The sequence below is a fragment of the Novosphingopyxis sp. YJ-S2-01 genome (genome assembly GCF_016093175.1).
Taxonomy (GTDB): domain Bacteria; phylum Pseudomonadota; class Alphaproteobacteria; order Sphingomonadales; family Sphingomonadaceae; genus Novosphingopyxis; species Novosphingopyxis iocasae.
On sequence record NZ_JAEDAI010000001.1, the window covers coordinates 1534637 to 1553490 of the forward strand.

Sequence of the window (18854 nt, forward strand, 5' to 3'; positions counted from 1 at the left end):
GCGGTGGCCGGGTTGGTCTCCGGCGTTGCGGCAATCGCATCGCGCGCTCTGACTAAGCCGCCACCAGCGCGCGGTAGCGTAACCGAAACAGTTATTGAGGTCGATCCGCCGTCACCTTACGCAATGGGGGAGGGCTACTTCGCTGGTGTCCTGCGCCATCGTGTCGGTTACGGCCCAACGCTGAAGAAGGTGCCGAACCCGTACCTGCTAGAAATCATGGTCTACTCGGTGGCGGGGCCGATCGCGGCCGCGATGGTGCCGCAGTTCGAGTTCGCGCCGGTCGGTGCCTACTATAACGACTTCTTTGCCTACGATGCGCAGCTCGGCCTATCGCCGGAGCCGGATGCTTTGGTGCCTCCTTATGGCACGGCACCGGGATGGACCGCGCAGCACAAGCTATCCGGCATGGCCGCGATGGCGCGGAACTATAAGTTCGACAAGGACGGGAAACGATACGCCAGCGGTCTGCCACAAGGCGGCGCGGTGGCGAAATGGGTGCGTGCCTACGATCCGCGCAAGGATGACACGTTCCCCGGCGGCTCTGGATCGCACCGGCTCGGTGATGAGACAACTTACGAATGGACTGAAACCCCCGCGCTTCATGCAGGCATGTATGCCTATGGCCGCTACCAGAACGGCAAGCGCGTGATGGGCATGGGGCTGCCGGCCCAAGCGATAGACTGGCAGGCGGTGGCAGCGTGGGCGAACGACTGCGAAGCGAATAACTGGACGATGTTCGGCGTGGTGTTCGAGCCGGGCGACCGTTGGGGGAACTTGCGCGATATCTGCATCGCGGGCGGCGGGGAGCCGCTGCCTCTTACCAGCGGGTTGAGCTTCCATTGGGACCGCCCGCGCGTGGTGCTGGACACGATTACAGAAGCCGATGTGTTCGGTGATATCGAAGCGACCGGGATGCAGTCTTACCGAGATCGGATCAATACGGTCATCCCGCAGGTGCTGATACCGGATCAAAACTGGTCGCTGTTGCCGTGCGACCCGATTGTTGGGCAGACCTATCGCGATGAAGACGGCGAACCGCGCACCGAAACTTGGCCTTTCAACTTCGTCAAAAAGGTAAAGCAGGGCGGTCAGCTCGCGACGTACAAAATGGCGAACAGCCGCGAGCTGTGGCCGATTACAATTCCCGTAGGCCCGCGCCTTCGCCACTACCGGCCCGGCGATTGCCTGGCGCTCGATCTACCGCAGGCCGGTCTTGATACAGATGCGGTAATCCTCCGCCGCGATATCGACCCGGCCACGATGGTGACGACGCTAACCCTGATTGGCGAGACCGCGGCGAAACATGCGTATGCCCTTGGCGAAACCGCCGTGCCGCCGACGACGCCTTATCTTGGACAGACAGCAGAGGAGCGCGACGCCGTAGCCGCGAGCGTATCGCAGCCCGATACTGCGGCGCGCCAGATCGTCAGTCAGACGGTGGCCTTCCCGGTCACAACCGACACCACCAGCGCGACGATCGCAGCGTTCACCGCCACGCTTGACGACGGGCGCAAGATTGATCTGCCAGCGGGCAGCGTGACGGGCCTTAACGAAGCGACCTCTTACGTCATTTTGTGGAGCTTGGCGGGCCAGTCTTACAGCGCTGCTTTGCTGCCTGCCTTGGACGAACTGGCAGACAGCGGCAACGTCATCATTCGCTACGCGGTCACGCAGGTGGCGGATGGCACCTATCCTCCGACGACCACGCCCCCCGGCGGTGATGGTGGAGGAGGTTATGGTGGCGGCGGAAGGTATCAGGAAAGCGAGGTGCAGTAGTGAGCGAGTTTCTGCCCACCAACCGCCGGATCTTTGGCATCATTCAGGAAGGCGCGGCGGGGCAGACAATCTTGCGGCTGACAGCACGCGAGCCCAGCGCGCCAGAGGACGCAATGGCTGTGCTGTTGCTGCGCGGACAGATACCCGAAGGCCTCGAAAAAGACGTGCCGATCTTTAGCGACCCATCGCTGAATCCAGATCTTCGTGGCTTGCCCGGTGATGAGGGCCCGAACGGATGGACGCCGAAGCTGCGCGCGGTGAGCGATGGCACGCGCACGCTCATGGAAGTAGCAGGCTGGGTACAGTCCAGCGGAAAGCCTGCGACTGGGTTCCTGACTTCGACCGGCGAGTTGGCAACGGACAAGGCGCAGGCGTTCAACTTCAACGCGGTGAAGCGTGTACGCGCATTCTCGGCACAGACCAATTCCAGCGGCATCGCAACGATCCCGTTCACAATGGCTGGCGAACCGGGCTTTGCACAAACGCCGCAGGTGATCGTTCTAGCACCCAACCCGAACATCGCGATCGGGCGTTACGAATGGAGCGAAGTGGCGGGCAGCCGCACGAAAGACAGCGTTCAGGTGCTTGTGCGCGGGAGCGCCCTCACATCCGGCCTTTTGGGGCCTCTCGCGGGCGCCACCGCGAACGTGATCGCGATCGAACTCTAACCCTTCCGGGAGCATAATATGGCACAATCAGCCCGCTTGGCGCTTAGCGCCAGGCGCTTCGAACTGCGCACGTTTACAATCCGCGTGGTCGGCATCAATCTGACCGGCGTTGCGATGACGATGGCAGTCCGCCTCTATCCTGACACCCCCGGTGCCGCGATCGTCAATCTTGCTACTGTGACGACTGCTGCGGCCGAGGGGTTGAAGCTCGAAAGCGTTACTACCGAAAAAGGCGTGCCGATTAGCACGATAACGGTTCGGATTAACAAGAGCACCATGTCCGATCCGAACGGGCTGGGCCGTGTAGGCGAGCCGGGCGTTGCGCTGGCCTATGCCTATGGTCTGCGTCTTGGAGACACGACGCGGCTTCACGGTGCGTTTTGGGCGCTTCCGGGGACCGTGGATTCGGATAGCGCGGCTCCAACTGGAAACTATGGCGGTAATACCAACGCGCCGGAACCTGCAGACAGTGTATCTTTCACCGTCGCGGCGAATGAAATTGTCGAACTGCACATCGACGGCATTGAAGCCGTCGGTGCGCTTGCGGCAAAAGCGACGACCGAAGCAGACCGGGCGGAAACCGCTGCGATTAACGCCGCCAACGACGTGCGCGACGAGCTGGAAACTTTCAGTACCATTGCACAGGATGGCGCGGATCGTGCCGAATTTGCAGCGAATGAAATCGAGAAAGATTATGACGCCGGTGCCGATCTTGAAAAGGCGGTGGACGCAGACGGCAACACATATCGCCGAACCGATGAAAACGGGCGGCTTTTCCTTTCCGACTTGGATGAATCTGTTCAGACGGAATTTGAGCGGCGGCAAAGCGTTGCTGGTTATTCGCGACCCGGCGATGATTTAGAGCAGGCGTGGGACGCTAAGCGCGGAATCTATCGGCGCATTGATGCGCGCGGGGCATTTTATCCGGTGGGTGGTGGTTCGGTCCAGCATCATGCTCGCATGGCGCTGAGTAACAATCCAGCACGGTTTGAAGCGCCGGAAAAGACAGCGCGCGATGAATACTCCGCCGAAACGCGGGCCATGGTGACGAATATTCAATCCGAATGCTTGCCCTATGTCGAGCCTCCAGCCTTGCACGTTCCGAACAATTACGACGTGCCAGACAGCGTCCTGACACAAATTGCGCTCACCGATGAAAACCCAGTCGCCCAGCTGCCATTTCCCTACGCCACCGGCGGTGCGGTCCATCCATACATCCTGCCGATGCGGCAACCGTTTCTCGGCTATCGCTATCTTCTGACAGACAGCCACCACGCCGCTGCAAGTGAAGGACAGGAAACGCCCTGCCTGTTCGGGACGAATGATCTGGTGACATTCGACCTCATTCCCGAAGCGCCGCAACCACTCCATCACGGCAAGCCGGGGACCGGTTCGCGCGCATACGACAGCCATTGCAGCGACCCGTTCCTTGCTTACGATCCGACCGATGGCGGGATGATCTGGTGTACGCGAGAGACGCAGGTTTTCCCGTCCACATCGACGCCTGACACCTACCACGCCAGCAAAACGTATGACGGTGTGCACTGGACACCGAAACAGGTCATTGGTCCTCCGGGTGGGTCTGGCTTGTCGCCATCCATGCTCTACGATCCCGTCGCAGGCCATTGGAACCTGTTTTTCAATCTCGGCGCGGTTTTCAAGCGGTACACGGGGCCGTCTTGGACCGGCCCGTGGACGCTCGCATCTGAAACCGATTTTCTAGCCGTCCACAACATCGACCTCTGGCATTCCGAGGTCAAATACATGGGCGGTCGGTTCGCGCTTTGCTGCAATCGGCGCGATCAAAACACCGACACCGCCAACGTATTCTTCGGGTTCAGCGCGGACGGTAATAGCTGGACGATGAGTAGTGAACTCGTCGCAGAGCCGACGCAGGACATCTACAAGCCAACCTTCTTCCCCGAATTCGACAAAAACGGCCCCAACGGAGCCGAGCGCGTCCGCTTTACCTTCATCTGGTCCCATTGGGATTGGGTAGCGCAACAACCCGGCCCGCAAGGAATGCAACTCTACGTCCAGCGCAGCGCGTGGATCAATATCTAAGAGGATCGACAATATGACACTCATCACCAAGTCCGACGCCAGGCTGGTTAATCCTGCCGCTGCAATCGGCAACATTCACGGTTTTTACGGGGCGCAAGACTATCGCGCGATGCTCGACTTCTCGCACCAGATCTATCGCGTTGACGGCGAGGAGAAGAGTTTCAGTGACATTGTGAATTTGGTGCGTGGGGGCTCCGACGCACAATACTTGGATAGCCTCGGTCGCTATCGCACTGTGTCGGGCAACGCACCGCGCTACCACATGATACCCGAGAAGAACGAAGTCGGTTTGCTGCTGGAAAAAGAGACCCGAAACTTTCTTGAGTCCGATGCTGATGGTGCATCGTTCACCGCCACGGACGCAGGCGAGGACATTCTTGTTTCGTGGCGCGGCTCTGGCACCGTAACACCAAACGCGAGCGATCTTGCTCTACGGCGTGAGGTCAAAGCAGGCCAACGGACTGCTCGGTTCTACACGCGCTCTGGTCTCAAAACCGGAACGGTCACCGTATCGGGAGAAGCGCGTGACATCATGGTCACCAATAGCAATTCGGCGCGAACCTTTGTCCCGCACTTGGCTACGCGCAGCAAAGACGATTTTGCGCTGAGAGGCGTGCCGTTCGATATCGTGAAGTCTGGCGCCGCCACGCTACTGATGCGCTTCGCGTTCATGCCTGACAATGGCAATACGCGGCGAACTGTGTTTTTGCTTTTGCGAAATGACAATGCGCCGAACGGCCTCATTCGCATCCTATCTCAATACAATAGGACCGGGCTAGACGAAGGTTCAATTTCGGTTGTGCAAGACGGTGGACCGTCTCTGGCGGAAGCGACGCCCCCTCTTATCGCTCGCAATCTTGGCAACTTCAACGGCAACCCCATTGTCGGCGCATACTTCAGCGGCTTCGGCGCACGGGCGGGGATCATATCGCATGGCCAAGCCGGTCAGAACACCGCAGCGTCTGTTTCTCGCACTCCACCGACGGCAATAACGTCTATGTTTTTGGACGCACCCGACGCCATTCTGACCCATGCCGTCATTTACGACCGCATGGTGAGCGACGATGAGGCGTTCGATCTGGCGGTGTTCGGGTCGTGACCGTGCCCTTCAACGGCACCTATCCGCAGATGGAGCGCAGTTGACCCCCTCCGCGCAATCTCGCGCATGACAAGGAGAATATAATGGGCGACGAATGGCATCCCAATCCCGGTGACGCTGTGCAGGTGGAAAGGCTTGTCCAGCGCGTCGCTCACCAAGCGATCGCGGCCTACGAACAATCGCACCCCAGAGACGATGCGAAGGAGCTTGATATACCAGCACAGTGGAAATGGGTCGGCGGCTTGATCACCGCGCTAGTAAGCGCCGGGCTAATCGGCGTTTGTTTCTGGGTGGTGACCACGCTGAGCGGCCTGCAACAAAATGTGACGCGGATGAGCGCGCTGTTGGAGGCGCAAGGCAGTGGGTCGTTTTCCGAAATCAAAGCCGACCAAGACCGGCAGGATGAGCGGATTGACCGACTGGAAGCTTACCACAGGCAGGGAGGGGCGCGATGAGCAAGAGTGACCGAGCCGCGCTGTTCGCTGCGATGCGCGAATATGCTCCGAACAATCAGATCCCCGCGAACGATGTTCCGGTCATCGATGGCATTGCCGATCGCTGGGGGATGGCGCGGGTCGCCTCCGCGCACACCCTAGCCAACCCCGCCGCCTTCTATGCCGAGGTCCGCAAGATCACCGGCGCGCTCGATCAGGTGCAGGTCAACACGATCGAGGCGCTACTTCACAAGGGCGCGCATTGGCCTATCGCATGGCTGGCTTATGGGCTGGCGACCGCATGGCATGAAGCGCGGATGAAGCCGATCGCCGAATGGGGAAAAGGTGGCAACCGGCCTTACGCCAAGCCGGGTAAATACGGACAGCCACAATATGGCCGGGGTCTGGTGCAGCTCACCTGGGACCGGAACTATGAATGGGCAGACAAGGCGCTAGGCCTCAACGGTTCTCTCCTGAAGGACTTCGACCGCGCGTTAGAGCCAGACATTGCCAGCGATATTCTGGTGAAGGGCATGGAGACGGGTGCGTTCACGGGCAAGGCGCTTCGGGACTATCTGCCGACCGAGCGCGGCGGGTTCGACCAATTCCGAAACGCACGTCGCATCATCAACGGCACGGATAAAGCGACGGCAATCGCCAGCCACGCCCTGGCGTTCCAGAACGCGCTTAGCGCTGGAGGGTGGGCATGAAAACCCTGTCCGGCGAACAGCGCTTCTGGGTCGCGATCCTAGTGATCGGCGGCTTCCTCCTTTTCGGTGCGGCCGCCACGTTCATCCCGTCCGCAGATGGCACCACGATTTTCGTCAACACGGTCCTGTCGACCATGGGGCCGCTCGTAGGCTGGGTGGTGAAGGGCCTGTTCGATGGCGCCGATGCGACGGGCAAGGCGGACGATCCGCTTTATACGAAGGAGACGGAATAGTGCTCACCACCATCATGCGCGCCACCGGCCTAAGCAAGCTGTCGGTGGGCCTAATCGCCGCGGCTGTCGTCATCATCGCTGTAGGCCTGATTTACGCCCTCTCAGCGCGTTCGCAGGACATGCGGGTGTCGGAGGGCGTCGAGCGGGGGAAGGCAATTCAGGAGGCCGCATCTGGGGCAGAACAGGCCAAACGAACCCGACGCGCCAACAAGGCATCCGCCGAGGTCACCACCGACCCGACATCACGCGAGGTCCAGTGCGATCCCTACAACCGTTCGCGTCCTGCGGAGTGCGACCAGTGAAGCGGGCGCTACTCGCATCGCCGGCTCTACTCCTGTGCCTGACAGCGGGCACCTGCAAGACCATCGAATACCGCACCGTGGACACGTCCTGCACGTCGTTTCGTCCGGTGACGTTCGCAGCGCTGCCAGTGGGGCAGGTGGACGATCCGGGGAATACTTATGATACGGCGCAAACGATCGCAGAGATACGCCGCAATCTGAACGCGCCTTGGGAGGAGCTTTGCGGGGATAAGTAGCCCGGCGAGACAGGAATTGCACCTGCTATCACTAATGCGCGCCGCGTGATCAATGCGGCGGTTTTCGCACTAGCTGACTTCGCTGTCAGTCCGCTAGCCGGATAAGCTACCCCGCGGCTCGTCCACTACTCACTGCTACCGTGCGCACGTCGCAGCTTTTGCTCAAATTGTGTCCTGCCTCGGCGCGGGGCGAGCCGGTGAAATTTTTCTACGCCTCACTAGCGCGCAATTCTTCTACCACAAAACGCCCACCGCGCCTAGCAAAAACGCTTGCTTTTCTGCGGAGATTCGCGCATTGTTCCGGGGCTGCGTTATACAAGACCCGCATCCGTTTACGGCGGCTGCAATGGGGAAGGGCACAAGGCCGTAAACCAGTGCCGCTCGATCATACCGAGTTCGCGCAGCCACCTGCGGGCACACTAGTTGGCGAGGGCGGAGCAAACACCGCTGTCATTCGAGCCATAAGGCCCGCAGCTAATCCACCCTATCCGGCGTCACCTCAACCTCAATTCCCCACGGGTTCAGCGCACCGTCTGCCACTGTCTCGCCACGCACAAGCCGGGTTAGCAGATAGGACAGGCTCGATGGATTATACGGCGCTGCTTTTACGGTATCGGGATCGAAGGTCAGCTTGATGGTTTGCTGTGTCATGGCGCTAATCTAGCACCACGGCTCCCGCCTGCTAGTCCATTCTCTGGCCAGCCCCTCGACCACCAGCACGCGGCCGACGTCCACCCCATCGACCGTTATCCGCGCAAGGGTGCGTCCATAACGGTCCGTGCCGGTGCGGTGGATCTGGAAGCCGGGCCGGAGCAAGGTCGCCAGCCTGTTGCGGGCTGCGATGGCGAGGGCGCGTTCGGAACTGCACTTTCCCCGGATTTCGGGCGCATCTATGTTGGCGAGGCGGATCTTCTCGCCGTTAACCCAGGCAGTGTCACCATCGACCACGCATGTTACGCGCTTAGCCGGCGGAGGTGGGCATAGGGACAGGGCTAGGGCTGCGAGCATCATCCGATTGGCATAGGGGGTGGCGCGCGGCGCTCGCGCTCTTCAAGCCATTCTTCAAATTCAAGAGGCTTCCCGCCGCGGCGCGTCATGGCTTTCAGAGCTTGTTGCCGGCCAGCGTTGAAAGCCTCTTCCATTTCGCGCCGATGGCTTACGACAAAAACGCCCATCACTTCACCTCGCTAGGTTCAAGAGCGGCGCGGATCACAGCTTGAAGCGAGCGTCAGTTCTGCGCGCTCCCCTTCTAATGCTGTCGGTTCGTTCCGCAACGTAAGCGCCCGCCTCCCGCAATCGCTCAATCTCGGCGGCTTGTGCGGTGAGGGCAACAGAATTGCTCATCAACAGATTTACATAGGCGTCACTGAATACCGGATCGGCGCGCATAATGCTCGCTACCATCTCGCTGTTTTGTTCCACAAGCCCCGCCACATCGCTTTTCTCGGCCACGTTCTTTCTCCTGTAAGATATGGGATCGGGCCTTGCGAATAACCGCACGGGCGTTCTCAAGCTGCGCGGGGACAAGTTCCATTACGCCACGCGGCCCCGGCGTAGCATCGAGAGCGTTGGCTAAACCTTGCAACGCTTCAAGCAGTTCGGTCGCGATCTCCGCTACCTTCGCATCGTCCATCAGCTTTCTCCCTGCGATGCGAGGTAGGCGTTAAGGCGGTCCAGCATTGCCGAGGCATAGTCTCGCGACGCTCCGTATTTTTGCGTAAAATCGCGGATTTCCTTGGCGAACTCCACCGCCTCATCGTTACGGGATGCGGCGGATAGGGCGGCGGTGATATGTTGACGCAGTTCGCCGGGCCTGCTCCAATCAATCAGATCGCTATCCTCCCACGATCCGGTAATGTCTTCGTAGATTCCAAGCGGGTCGAGACCTGAAACTTCAACGCCTTCGCCAACCGCAGCGTCTACAAAATCGGCGGCATCGCACAACGCTGATATGAGCGCATCCTCCACCATCGCCTCGCTCGGCTCATTCGGCTGGGCGCGGAGGGCGGCGTGCGTAGCGTCCACCATCGCTTTGCTGCACGCAGGACAAGTGACTTCGGACGCTCTCCAGCCATTGCCGCGCAAAGGATATACGAAGTCCACGCCGCACGCAGTGACATTCTGATCGCGCCCGGCGGCACTGGCAAAATGCACCACTTCCAGCCCATCCGCCAGCGCGGCACCGTCGTTCTGTTCAGTCTGCATGGGGGTGGTCCTCTAGTTTGGTGGCGATGCGCTCAAGGCGTTCGCAATCCGCTTGGTCTATGCCCATCGCGGGCGTTGCGTTCTTGAAGAGAGTCATGGTCAAGGCTTTGAGAAAGGCCGCGTCACTCTGCTCTTCCGGCTCCCCGCCTTCATCTTCATCACCGTAACCTTCGGCGCTGCAATCCGGGCAAAGCGGTCTGCCTTTTGGCGTCATGGCAATTGCGAACTGTCCGCATTCACAGTGTGGCTTGATAAACCGTCTCACTTCGCTCCTCCATCGGCATCGGTCTGATCCTTTCCAGTGATAGAGGCGAGGGCTGCGGACAGGGCTACGCTCGCGTCTCTCAAGGACGTTGAGCTCAACCGGCCTTTGTAATTCGCGCCCTCGATCGCCCGCGCGGCAACCTCCACAACCTCATCACTGGTCAGCCGTGATAGGTTCTGTTCTGTGGCAATGCGGTGGCGGGCGAAGGCGTCCGCCAACAATCGAATGGCAGCAGGCCGATCTTGCTTAGCGCAAAGGTGCTGGGCGGCACTTGTCGCCCAGCCTATGTCCGCCTGCGTCACCTTCACATCATCGGTCATATCATCGTCCTTCCAGTTTCGCCGCGGCTTCTCGAATAAGCTCGCAGGGGTTGGCATCGCGCTCCTGCAGCATCGCAGACGCGGGCCTGTGTTTGAGGCGGCCGATCGCAGCGCGCTCTTGGGGACCGAGCATTGCCAGCGCATCGGTGATGGTGGCGCCGGCCTCGATCGCTTCCGCTGCTGCCAGGAGCGTGGATGCGTCGGTGGGGTCTTGGTGGTTGGTGTAGGTCATGCGGGCCTACTCCGGCGCCGCAGCCAATCCCCAAACGACAGATCACAGTCGGCATCAAGATAGGCACGATATCGCTTTTGCCCCGCTGTCAGCTTGGGCGGTGCCGGGCTTTCGCGAGTAATAAACTCGTCGCCTTCGTCAGTGACTGCGAAAAAATCCATTCCGCCGAACCCATCTGGCGCGGCCCGCCGCCACATCAGGCCGCGCTCCACGGCCTCCATGCAAAGCGGGTGGTCGTCAGTCTCAGGCCCGGTGAAGAAGCTGTTTCGATAACGCTCACCTTGGCCGTATTGGTCTACGCCGCGCGAGTGCTGCAAAATATGTAGAAGATCGCTCATTGGTCGCTGTCCGAAGGGGTGGGGGAGAGGCGGGCGCGAACGATATCGAACAGCGCCCAAGCCATCACAAAGGGCCAGAGCAGGTTGACCAGTGTGGCACCCAACACCTCGCCTTTCGAGCGAGGCGCGCCTGTCATCAGCACACAGCCAAATCCGGTTGCCAGATACCAAGCGATAAAGGCCGCCATGCTACTTCCTCTCCTGCTGAGAGAGGGCGCGAATGAACCGGCCAGCCAACTTATGAGTGGCGAACTGCGCCAGCGTCTGCCAGTCAACTGACACGCTCCACGCCAACGCCGCGCCCTCGCGATAAGTGATTGTCGCCTCGCTCACGACCTCTCTCCTTCATGCTGTGAGAGATGGGCGCGGAGTGTTTCGGTGCGCTTTATTATCTCCCGTTCGCGGCATTTGATCTGCACGCTGGGCGTGGCGATGGAGTACCAGCCTCGCCAATAGTCAACTTGGATTGATCGACCGTTCGCCGCTTTGTAGGCGACTTCGTAATCAGCGATGATCGCCAGACGACGTGCGTCTTTAAGCTTCGCGCCCTTCGGCCTAGATATGGTGTCAGCCATCAGAACCCTCCTACGGTTCGGTGGTGGGCCTCGCTCGGTTGCCGCCGGGCGGGGCCTTTTTGGTTTTCCATCGAAGCGCGGTTTCCCTCGGTGGGATTATCCAAAGTTTTCCGCATTGGTTCGCAGAAAACTAAGGATTTGCGCGCATTCGTCTTAACCGACATTTCACGCCTGCGCCTGTAGGGTGCACGAACCATAAAAGGGTTCGTCGCTTTCCGTGATCAGGCTGTTCAAACATTATGTGCCCCATGCAGTCCTGTTCCTGGGGCTGATCGATTTTCTGCTGCTGATCGCCGCGGCGGAGGTAGGCTGGATGATCCGTGCACAGCAGATCGGTATGGAGCTGAGCCATATCGGCGACCGGGTCGATTCGCTTATCAGCTTCGGCGTGGCGCTGGAACTCGCGGCGGTTTCGGTCGGCGTATACAGTCCGCAGGCGCTGCAATCTGTCCGCTTCGCCACCGCACGCTGGCTAGTCGCGGTGTCACTTGGCATCATTCTTCTGGCGCTGCTTGCCTTTGCCTTTCCGGGCATCACATTGTGGCGATCGATCTCGCTCTACGCGATGGTCATTTCCTTTCTCTTCATATTTGTCAGCCGCGTCGCGCTCGGTAGCCTTATCGGCGGAGAGGCGTTCAAGCGGCGCATGATCGTGCTGGGTGCGGGCAAGCGCGCAGACCGTATCCGCATGCTGGAAGAGCGGCCCGGAAGCGGCTTCACCGTCGTCAGCTATATCGCGATGAGCGAGGGCGAGCAGATGGTGGAGGAGGCCATCGCCCGCGGCGCGATCCGCAACCTCAAGAAATTCGTGGTCCGCATGAACGCGAGCGAAGTGGTGCTGGCGCTGGAGGAGCGCCGCAACGCGCTGCCGCTCGACGATCTGCTGCGTATCAAGACCACCGGCGTGCACGTGAATGACCTCTCCACCTTTCTGGAGCGGGAGACCGGGCGTGTCGATCTCGACAGCGTGAACCCCAGCTGGCTCATCTTCTCCGACGGCTTTTCCGCCGGGCGGCGCATTTCCACGATCGCCAAGCGCTGCTTCGATATGCTGGCGAGCGGTCTTTTGCTGCTGCTGACCGGGCCGATCATCCTGTTCTTCGCGCTGCTCGTGAGGCTGGAAAGCAGGGGGCCTGCCTTCTTCCGTCAGACGCGTGTCGGCCGTTTTGGAGAGGACTTCCAGATCCTGAAACTCCGCTCGATGCGGACCGATGCCGAAGCGGGCGGTAAAGCCATCTGGGCCAGCGAGAACGATCCGCGCATCACTCGTGTGGGCCGCTTCATCCGCAAGGTCCGGATCGACGAACTTCCCCAGGCCTGGAGCGTGCTGAAAGGGGAAATGAGCTTCGTCGGTCCGCGGCCCGAGCGCCCCGAATTCGTCTCCGATCTGGAGAAGGAGATGCCTTATTATGCGGAGCGCCACATGGTGAAGCCCGGCATCACCGGCTGGGCGCAGATCAACTATCCTTATGGCGCCAGCGTGGAAGATGCGCGGCACAAGCTGGAATATGATCTTTACTACGCCAAGAATTACACGCCCTTCCTCGATCTCTTGATCCTGTTGCAGACGCTGCGGGTGGTGCTCTGGCCGGACGGTGCGCGATGAGGATGCCGTCGCGCCCATCGCCGCGATGAACGATTTCGGTTTCTGGAGCGCCGGTCTTTGCGCCTTTGCCTTTTTCGCGCTGGCGATCTGGCTGGTGCGCCGTACCGCCATCAGGCGCACCGCGGACAAGACGCTGGTTGCAGCGCTTCTGCTGACGGCGGCATGGGGCGTGGCGGCGGCGCTGGCCGGCCCCGCATCGGTCGCCGCATCGCTTGCAGAAACGCTGCGCAATGCGGGCTGGCTGGCCTTTCTTTACGCCATCTTCCGCCGCACCGGCAAAGGCCCCGCCACGGTGGGAGCGCTGATGGGTGTGCTGCTCTACATCCTGATGGGCCTCGGTATCTGGGACGCGCTACGTGATGAGCCGATCGGCCCGGTCGAGGCATCGCTTCGCATGCTGTTCGCGATCGGCGCGCTCGTGCTGGTCCACAACCTCTATCATCTGGCCGAGGCGCGGCGGCAGGAGGGCATGGCGCTGGCGCTGGCCACGCTTGCGGCGATGTGGACCTATGATCTGGGGCTGTATTTCTTCGCAGTGCTGCCCGATTACGGTCCAGGCCTGTTGCTGCCTGCGCGCGGTATGGCGATTGCGCTGATGGCGCCGGTTCTGGCGCTCGCACTGCGCGACAGCCGGCGATGGCGCTTTGCCCTTTCGCACCAGGCTGCCTTTCGCTTTGCATCGATCGGGCTGATCGCGCTTTATCTCGGGGTTGTCGTGATCGTGGCCCTTGCGGTCGATCGCAGTTCGGGCGCCGCGGCGGCGGTGATGCTGTTCCTGCTCTCGCTGGCGGCGCTGCCCTCCATCCCCTCGGATCGCTTGCGCGCAACGCTGAAAGTGGTGCTGGCCAAGCATTTTTTCCGCCATCGTTATGATTATCGCGAGCAGTGGGTGCGGTTCGCCGACACCGTGGGCAGGCCGGACGGAGAAGGCATGACCCTCGGCGCGCGGGTCGCCAAGGCGCTGGCCGACGTGCTGGGCGCATCGGGCGGCATGGTTTTACTGCGCACCGGCACGGCCTCGTTCCGCATCGGCGGGCGTTGGAAATGCGAAGAGGAAATGACCGGGTCCTGGGCGGAAGACGCGCTCGATCTGTTCGAACAGCGCGGGTTTATCGCCGATTGCGATGCGGTCCGCGATGGCAGTGATGCGCTGTTTCCCGCCAGCTGGTTGCCGCCTGGCCTGTCGGAATCGGCATGGCTCTTCGCAATCGTGCCGCTCGTCCATCTTGATCGGCTGGTCGGGCTCGCTCTGCTCGGGCGGCCACCGATCGCACGTTCGCTGGATTGGGAGGATTTCGATATTCTGCGCGTCGCAGGTCGTCAGGCGGCGAGCTATCTGGCTGAAGCGGAGGGGCAGGCGCGGCTGGTCGAGGCGCGCCAGTTCGAGGAGTTCAACCGCCGCTTCGCCTTCGTCATGCACGATATCAAGAATGTGGTCAGCCAGCTTGCGCTGCTGGCCCGCAATGCCGAGCGGCATGCGGAAAACCCGGATTTTCGCGCGGATATGATCGCGACGCTGAAGGGCTCCTCCGCCAAGATGCAGGAACTGCTCGCGCGCCTGGACGGCAAGGGCGCGCTCGCCCCAGCCGCGCGGCGGCCCGTGCTGCTGAGCGATGTAGTGCGTGACGTCGTGCCAGCCGCGGGCGGGCGCAATCCGGTGGAGTTAGACGAGGTCGAGCGCGGTCTCGCTGTTTCGGCCGATCCCGATCGACTGCGCACGATCCTTATTCACCTTCTTGCCAATGCAGTCGAGGCGAGCCGCCCGGGCGCGCCGATCCGCTTTTGCAGCCGCAGTGATGGCGAAACCGTGCGGCTCGATCTGATCGATCAGGGATGCGGGATGGATGAGGCATTCCTGACCGACTCCCTGTTCGGCCCCTTCCAGTCCAGCAAGCAGGACGGTTTCGGCATCGGCGTCTATGAGGCGCGCACCCTGGCCCGCGCCATGGGCGGCGATGTTACTGCCACCAGCCGCGCCGGCGAGGGATCGGTCTTCACCGTCAGCCTGCCCGCCGCGCCGGGCCAAATCCGAAAGGAAGCCGCGTAATGGCCGAAACGAAACCCAAGCTGCTCGTGATCGAGGACGATGAGGGCCTCCAGCGGCAGCTGAAATGGGCCTATGAGGATTGGGACGTGCTGGCCGCGGGCAACCGCGCCGAAGCGATTGCGCTGCTGCGTTCCGAAGAGCCGCCCGTGGCGACGCTGGACCTGGGCCTGCCGCCCGATCCGGACGGCACCAGCGAAGGTTTCGCGACGCTGGCCGAGATGCTGCGACTGAAACCCGATCTCAAGGTGGTCGTCGCCTCCGGCCATGGCCGCCGCGAAAGCGCGCAGTCCGCCATCGCGGGCGGGGCGTGGGACTTCTATCAGAAGCCCGTCGATATCGAGGAGCTGCAGCTGATCGTGGCCCGCGCCTTTCATGTCGGCGCGCTGGAGCGCGAAAATCGCCGGTTGAGCGAAGCCGGACCGCAAGGTGCGGGAGCGTTCTCCAGCATCATCACCGCCGCGCCCGAAATGGCCAAGACGTTGCGCACGCTGGAGCGCGTGGCGGCGACGCAGGTGTCCGTTATGCTGCAAGGTGCCAGCGGAACGGGCAAGGAACTGCTCGCCAAAGGCATTCATGCCGCGAGCGACCGCGCGGATGGACCGTTTGTCGCAATCAACTGCGCCGCGATCCCCGAAACGCTGCTCGAGGCGGAATTGTTCGGCCATGAAAAGGGGGCGTTTACCGGGGCACTGAAGACAGTCGAGGGCAAGATCGAGCTGGCCGAGGGCGGAACGCTGTTCCTGGACGAGGTCGGCGATATTCCGCTGCCTCTGCAGGTGAAACTGCTCCGCTTCGTGCAGGAGCGGGTGATCGAGCGGGTCGGCGGACGCCGCGCGATCCCGGTCGACGTGCGCATCCTCACCGCCACGCACCGCGATCTGGCGGCGATGATCGCGGAGGAGACGTTCCGCGAGGACCTTTATTACCGCCTCGCCGAGATCGTGGTGCCGATCCCCGCTCTGTCCGAGCGGACCGGCGACGCCGCGCTCCTCGCCAAGCATTTCCTTGGCCGGTTCGCCGCCGAGATGAACGCGCGCGTCAGCGGCTTTGCGCCCGATGCCATCGCCGCGCTGGAGGCGCATGGCTGGCCGGGCAATGTTCGTGAGCTGGAAAACCGCATGAAACGCGCGGTCATCATGGCGGATGGCAAGAACATCCGTGCTGTCGATCTCGATCTCGATGCCCCCGAGGATGTTGACGACCGGGAGGCGATCAATCTGAAAGCCGTGCGAGAGATTGCCGACCGCAAGGCGATACGCCGCGCCATTGCCCGCACCGGTGGCAATATTTCGGGCGCGGCGAAGCTGCTCGGCATCAGCCGTCCCACGCTCTATGATCTGCTGAAGCAATATGAATTGCAGACCTGAGCGGAGGGTTCTTCGACGCTGGGCCACGGCACTGTGCGCCGCGTCGCTGCTGGCGATCGGTTTGCCGTTGGCGGCGCAGGACGAAGACTCACCCGCGCAAAACTCTCTGGCTGCGGCAGAACGCTTCGCTGCCGCGCAAAATGATCGCGCGGCGCGGGTGGAACTGCTCAACGCGGTGCAGAAGGATCCGGACTGGGCACCCGCGCGCGTAGCGCTTGCCGCAATAAGCCTGCGTCTGGCGGACCCGGACAGCGCCGATGCCGCGCTGCGTAAGGCGATCGATCTTGGCGCCAGCCCCGCACAACTCCGGCATTTGCTGGGCGAGACCTATCGGCAGCAACGCCGCTATGATGAGGCGCTAAATCAGCTGGAGGCCGCCGACATCGCGCCCGAACATGGCGCGGAGGCGGCCCGCTACGCCGGTCGCACCTATCAGGACCTTGGGAATGCAGACGCCGCGCGTGCCGCGTTCGACCGGGCTCTGGCGCTGGGCGATGCAAGCGCCGAATTGTGGACCGATATCGGCCGCTTCCGGCTGGCGCGGCACGACATAGCGGGGGCGGCGGATGCGGCGGAGCGCGCGGTTGCCATCGATGGCCGTGATGCCGGCGCGCTGGGCCTGCGCGGCGAAACCGTGCGCGCGCAGTTCGGTCTGGCCGCAGCGCTGCCCTGGTTCGAACAGGGTTTGCGCGCAAGTCCGGACGATATCGCGCTGCTGGAAGCTTATGGCGCGACGCTCGGCGATCTGGGTCGGCACCGCGAGATGCTGGCCGTGGCGCGCCGTATCGTGGCGCTGCAGCCGGACAATCCGAACGGCTATTTCATGCAGGCAGTGATCGCGGCGCGCGCGCATGAATTCGGGCTTGCAAAGCGCCTGATCGGGCTGACCGACGGGCAGATGAACACCGTCCCGGCGATGCTGCTGCTGAGCGGCAGCGTGGAATATGGCCTCGGCAACGATCTGCTGGCCGCAGAATATTGGGGGCGACTGGCCGAGATTCAGCCACTCAATCGAACCGCGGCAGCGTTGGCGGCGCGCGCGCTCTATCGCGCCGGCGATGCGGCCGGGGCGGCGCAGATGCTGCCCGTCGATGCCGCGAGCGATACCGGCAGCTATGGCGAATGGGTGCTCGCGCGCAGCTTCGAAGCGCTGGGGAATCGCGATGCGGCCATGGAAATGCTGAACCGCGCGCAGGTGCCGGGTTCGGGCGCGGCGGTACTGCCCGGGTTCGGCGCAGGACCGGCGGCGGATGTCAGAGCGCGGATCGCGGCAGGCGACGATGCTGGCGCACGATCGGTTGCCCAGGCACTCGCCGAGCGCAATCCGGGGGTGGCGGACGCGCAGATCTTGCTGGCTGATGTCTTGGCGGAGCAAGGCGATGCGCGCGGTGCGATGGCCGCTTATGGCCGCGCCGCCGCGTTGGATTTCAGTACATCGCTGATGCAGCGCATGGTTTCCATGGCCCGCGCAGTGGGGAACGAAGACGCCGCGCTGAGGGTGCTCGTGCGCTTCCTGCAAGCCAATCCCGCCAGCCTTCCGGCGCGCCGCCTTCTGGCAGAGACCTATCTAGCGGCAGGCGCAAACGAAGCTGCCGCTGCGCTCTATCGCGATCTGATTGCCGTGATCGGCCCCAATGATGCCATGCTGCACGCGGGATATGCGCGTGCCTTATCGGGCGCAGGGCGAGCGGACGCGGCGCTGAACCAGGCCCGCCGGGCCTATCGCGTGCAGCCGGGCAATCCCGAAGTCGTACACATCTACGGCTATGTGGCGCTGCAGACGGGCGAGCACGAGGAAGCGCGCGAGATTCTGGAAAAAGCGGTGGCGATGTTGCCGGACAATCCGCTCGCCCGCCGCCATCTGGCAATGGCCGAAGTGGCGCTGCGGAAGGACTAGGCGTTTTCGCTGAGGTCCGCGAAATCTATGTCGAGCAGGTCCATCTGCGCTTTCACCGGTGGCCAGGTTTCACTGAGGAACCGTGCCCGCTCAATCTGCCGCAGCTTTTCGCGCGCGCCATCCGCCACGAACAGGCCGATCCCACGCTTCACCTCGACCAGATCCTGGTCCTGAAACGTCTGATAGGCCTTCGCGACAGTCAGCGGATTGGCGCCTTGGTCCGCGGCGAAGCTGCGCACGGAGGGAAGGGCATCGCCGTCCCGGTAGGTACCATCGAGAATTGATGCGGCAATCACATCGCGCAGGCGAAGATAGACGGGTTTCTGGGAATCGGGCATGACTGGATCAGTGCCATAAGACAGTAGGGCGGGTCAAGGGCGCGGGTGATGCAGCCCGCGCATTACAGCGGTCTATAGAAGCCCGAACGGTCGTCCGTTCCGGCTGAACCTGTCGAAGCCCCGCTCTTTCTTCTCCATCGCG

At 62.1% G+C, this 18854-nt stretch carries 23 protein-coding genes; 12 read left to right on the forward strand and 11 right to left on the reverse strand.

From position 1 onward, the window contains the following. Positions 1–12: 12 nt before the first annotated feature. From I6A82_RS07500 to I6A82_RS07535, 8 genes are all read left to right on the forward strand, one after another. Positions 13–1776 (forward strand): hypothetical protein, encoded by a 1764-nt coding sequence (locus I6A82_RS07500; protein ID WP_198094360.1) that lies wholly within the window; start codon positions 13–15, stop codon positions 1774–1776. Continuing rightward, positions 1776–2444, forward strand: a complete 669-nt coding sequence (locus I6A82_RS07505; protein WP_198094361.1) for a hypothetical protein — start codon at positions 1776–1778, stop codon at positions 2442–2444. The genes I6A82_RS07500 and I6A82_RS07505 overlap by 1 nt, the downstream gene beginning before the upstream one ends. Before the next feature lie 18 nt (positions 2445–2462). Then, positions 2463–4508, forward strand: a complete 2046-nt coding sequence (locus I6A82_RS07510) for a hypothetical protein (RefSeq protein ID WP_198094362.1) — start codon at positions 2463–2465, stop codon at positions 4506–4508. 13 nt (positions 4509–4521) lie between these two features. Continuing rightward, on the forward strand, positions 4522–5607 hold the full coding sequence (locus tag I6A82_RS07515) for a hypothetical protein (protein ID WP_198094363.1): 1086 nt from the start codon (positions 4522–4524) through the stop codon (positions 5605–5607). Positions 5608–5690: 83 nt separating this feature from the next. Further along, positions 5691–6062: a hypothetical protein gene (locus I6A82_RS07520; protein WP_198094364.1), complete on the forward strand. Its 372-nt coding sequence runs from the start codon at positions 5691–5693 to the stop codon at positions 6060–6062. Continuing rightward, on the forward strand, positions 6059–6751 hold the full coding sequence (locus tag I6A82_RS07525) for a hypothetical protein (RefSeq protein WP_198094365.1): 693 nt from the start codon (positions 6059–6061) through the stop codon (positions 6749–6751). Before I6A82_RS07520 ends, I6A82_RS07525 begins: the two co-directional genes overlap by 4 nt. Next, positions 6748–6984, forward strand: a complete 237-nt coding sequence (locus I6A82_RS07530; RefSeq protein ID WP_198094366.1) for a hypothetical protein — start codon at positions 6748–6750, stop codon at positions 6982–6984. The genes I6A82_RS07525 and I6A82_RS07530 overlap by 4 nt, the downstream gene beginning before the upstream one ends. Further along, a complete protein-coding gene (locus tag I6A82_RS07535; RefSeq protein WP_198094367.1) occupies positions 6984–7286 on the forward strand; it encodes a hypothetical protein in 303 nt (100 codons plus the stop codon). The genes I6A82_RS07530 and I6A82_RS07535 overlap by 1 nt, the downstream gene beginning before the upstream one ends. Before the next feature lie 710 nt (positions 7287–7996). Here I6A82_RS07535 and I6A82_RS07540 read toward each other — a convergent pair. The 10 genes from I6A82_RS07540 to I6A82_RS07585 all read right to left on the reverse strand — a co-directional run bounded on the left by I6A82_RS07540 (position 7997) and on the right by I6A82_RS07585 (position 11457). Beyond that, the gene (locus I6A82_RS07540; RefSeq protein WP_198094368.1) at positions 7997–8173 is read right to left on the reverse strand and encodes a hypothetical protein; all 177 of its coding nucleotides are present in this window, start codon (positions 8171–8173) and stop codon (positions 7997–7999) included. A gap of 9 nt (positions 8174–8182) precedes the next feature. Beyond that, positions 8183–8470, reverse strand: a complete 288-nt coding sequence (locus tag I6A82_RS07545) for a thermonuclease family protein (RefSeq protein WP_332310943.1) — start codon at positions 8468–8470, stop codon at positions 8183–8185. A gap of 261 nt (positions 8471–8731) precedes the next feature. Beyond that, positions 8732–8974 carry a hypothetical protein gene (locus I6A82_RS07550; RefSeq protein ID WP_198094369.1) on the reverse strand — a complete coding sequence of 81 codons (243 nt, stop codon included), beginning with the start codon at positions 8972–8974 and terminating at the stop codon, positions 8732–8734. A gap of 180 nt (positions 8975–9154) precedes the next feature. Continuing rightward, positions 9155–9727, reverse strand: a complete 573-nt coding sequence (locus I6A82_RS07555) for a hypothetical protein (RefSeq protein WP_198094370.1) — start codon at positions 9725–9727, stop codon at positions 9155–9157. After that, on the reverse strand, positions 9717–9992 hold the full coding sequence (locus I6A82_RS07560; protein WP_198094371.1) for a hypothetical protein: 276 nt from the start codon (positions 9990–9992) through the stop codon (positions 9717–9719). Before I6A82_RS07560 ends, I6A82_RS07555 begins: the two co-directional genes overlap by 11 nt. Next, a complete protein-coding gene (locus tag I6A82_RS07565; RefSeq protein ID WP_198094372.1) occupies positions 9989–10312 on the reverse strand; it encodes a hypothetical protein in 324 nt (107 codons plus the stop codon). The genes I6A82_RS07560 and I6A82_RS07565 overlap by 4 nt, the downstream gene beginning before the upstream one ends. A gap of 1 nt (position 10313) precedes the next feature. Then, positions 10314–10544 carry a hypothetical protein gene (locus I6A82_RS07570; RefSeq protein WP_198094373.1) on the reverse strand — a complete coding sequence of 77 codons (231 nt, stop codon included), beginning with the start codon at positions 10542–10544 and terminating at the stop codon, positions 10314–10316. Beyond that, positions 10541–10882 carry a hypothetical protein gene (locus I6A82_RS07575; RefSeq protein ID WP_198094374.1) on the reverse strand — a complete coding sequence of 114 codons (342 nt, stop codon included), beginning with the start codon at positions 10880–10882 and terminating at the stop codon, positions 10541–10543. Before I6A82_RS07575 ends, I6A82_RS07570 begins: the two co-directional genes overlap by 4 nt. Further along, on the reverse strand, positions 10879–11070 hold the full coding sequence (locus I6A82_RS07580) for a hypothetical protein (protein ID WP_198094375.1): 192 nt from the start codon (positions 11068–11070) through the stop codon (positions 10879–10881). Before I6A82_RS07580 ends, I6A82_RS07575 begins: the two co-directional genes overlap by 4 nt. Before the next feature lie 141 nt (positions 11071–11211). Then, on the reverse strand, positions 11212–11457 hold the full coding sequence (locus I6A82_RS07585; RefSeq protein WP_198094376.1) for a hypothetical protein: 246 nt from the start codon (positions 11455–11457) through the stop codon (positions 11212–11214). Positions 11458–11674: 217 nt separating this feature from the next. Between I6A82_RS07585 and I6A82_RS07590 the strand changes: the two genes are divergently transcribed. From I6A82_RS07590 to I6A82_RS07605, 4 genes are read left to right on the forward strand one after another with little or no spacing between them, the layout of a single operon-like run. Continuing rightward, entirely contained in the window at positions 11675–13063 is a 1389-nt protein-coding gene (locus tag I6A82_RS07590; RefSeq protein ID WP_198094377.1) for a TIGR03013 family XrtA/PEP-CTERM system glycosyltransferase, read from the forward strand. Continuing rightward, positions 13053–15110, forward strand: a complete 2058-nt coding sequence (gene prsK / locus I6A82_RS07595; RefSeq protein ID WP_198094378.1) for an XrtA/PEP-CTERM system histidine kinase PrsK — start codon at positions 13053–13055, stop codon at positions 15108–15110. Before I6A82_RS07590 ends, prsK begins: the two co-directional genes overlap by 11 nt. Then, a complete protein-coding gene (gene prsR, locus I6A82_RS07600) occupies positions 15110–16477 on the forward strand; it encodes a PEP-CTERM-box response regulator transcription factor (protein ID WP_198094379.1) in 1368 nt (455 codons plus the stop codon). Before prsK ends, prsR begins: the two co-directional genes overlap by 1 nt. Further along, positions 16461–18374 carry a tetratricopeptide repeat protein gene (locus I6A82_RS07605; protein ID WP_198094380.1) on the forward strand — a complete coding sequence of 638 codons (1914 nt, stop codon included), beginning with the start codon at positions 16461–16463 and terminating at the stop codon, positions 18372–18374. The genes prsR and I6A82_RS07605 overlap by 17 nt, the downstream gene beginning before the upstream one ends. On the opposite strand, the gene I6A82_RS07610 is transcribed toward I6A82_RS07605, so the two are convergent. Further along, positions 18371–18712 carry a GntR family transcriptional regulator gene (locus I6A82_RS07610; protein WP_187335770.1) on the reverse strand — a complete coding sequence of 114 codons (342 nt, stop codon included), beginning with the start codon at positions 18710–18712 and terminating at the stop codon, positions 18371–18373. The two genes, I6A82_RS07605 and I6A82_RS07610, sit on opposite strands and share 4 nt — an antisense overlap. Between the last annotated feature and the right edge of the window lie 142 nt (positions 18713–18854).

Coding starts and splice junctions, on each gene's coding strand:
- I6A82_RS07510 (WP_198094362.1), top strand. CDS start 2,463: ATGGCACAATCAGCCCGCTTGGCGCTTAGCGCCAGGCGCTTCGAACTG.
- I6A82_RS07515 (WP_198094363.1), top strand. CDS start 4,522: ATGACACTCATCACCAAGTCCGACGCCAGGCTGGTTAATCCTGCCGCT.
- I6A82_RS07520 (WP_198094364.1), top strand. CDS start 5,691: ATGGGCGACGAATGGCATCCCAATCCCGGTGACGCTGTGCAGGTGGAA.
- I6A82_RS07525 (WP_198094365.1), top strand. CDS start 6,059: ATGAGCAAGAGTGACCGAGCCGCGCTGTTCGCTGCGATGCGCGAATAT.
- I6A82_RS07530 (WP_198094366.1), top strand. CDS start 6,748: ATGAAAACCCTGTCCGGCGAACAGCGCTTCTGGGTCGCGATCCTAGTG.
- I6A82_RS07540 (WP_198094368.1), bottom strand. CDS start 8,173: ATGACACAGCAAACCATCAAGCTGACCTTCGATCCCGATACCGTAAAA.
- I6A82_RS07555 (WP_198094370.1), bottom strand. CDS start 9,727: ATGCAGACTGAACAGAACGACGGTGCCGCGCTGGCGGATGGGCTGGAA.
- I6A82_RS07565 (WP_198094372.1), bottom strand. CDS start 10,312: ATGACCGATGATGTGAAGGTGACGCAGGCGGACATAGGCTGGGCGACA.
- I6A82_RS07570 (WP_198094373.1), bottom strand. CDS start 10,544: ATGACCTACACCAACCACCAAGACCCCACCGACGCATCCACGCTCCTG.
- I6A82_RS07575 (WP_198094374.1), bottom strand. CDS start 10,882: ATGAGCGATCTTCTACATATTTTGCAGCACTCGCGCGGCGTAGACCAA.
- I6A82_RS07580 (WP_198094375.1), bottom strand. CDS start 11,070: ATGGCGGCCTTTATCGCTTGGTATCTGGCAACCGGATTTGGCTGTGTG.
- I6A82_RS07585 (WP_198094376.1), bottom strand. CDS start 11,457: ATGGCTGACACCATATCTAGGCCGAAGGGCGCGAAGCTTAAAGACGCA.
- prsR (WP_198094379.1), top strand. CDS start 15,110: ATGGCCGAAACGAAACCCAAGCTGCTCGTGATCGAGGACGATGAGGGC.
- I6A82_RS07605 (WP_198094380.1), top strand. CDS start 16,461: ATGAATTGCAGACCTGAGCGGAGGGTTCTTCGACGCTGGGCCACGGCA.
- I6A82_RS07610 (WP_187335770.1), bottom strand. CDS start 18,712: ATGCCCGATTCCCAGAAACCCGTCTATCTTCGCCTGCGCGATGTGATT.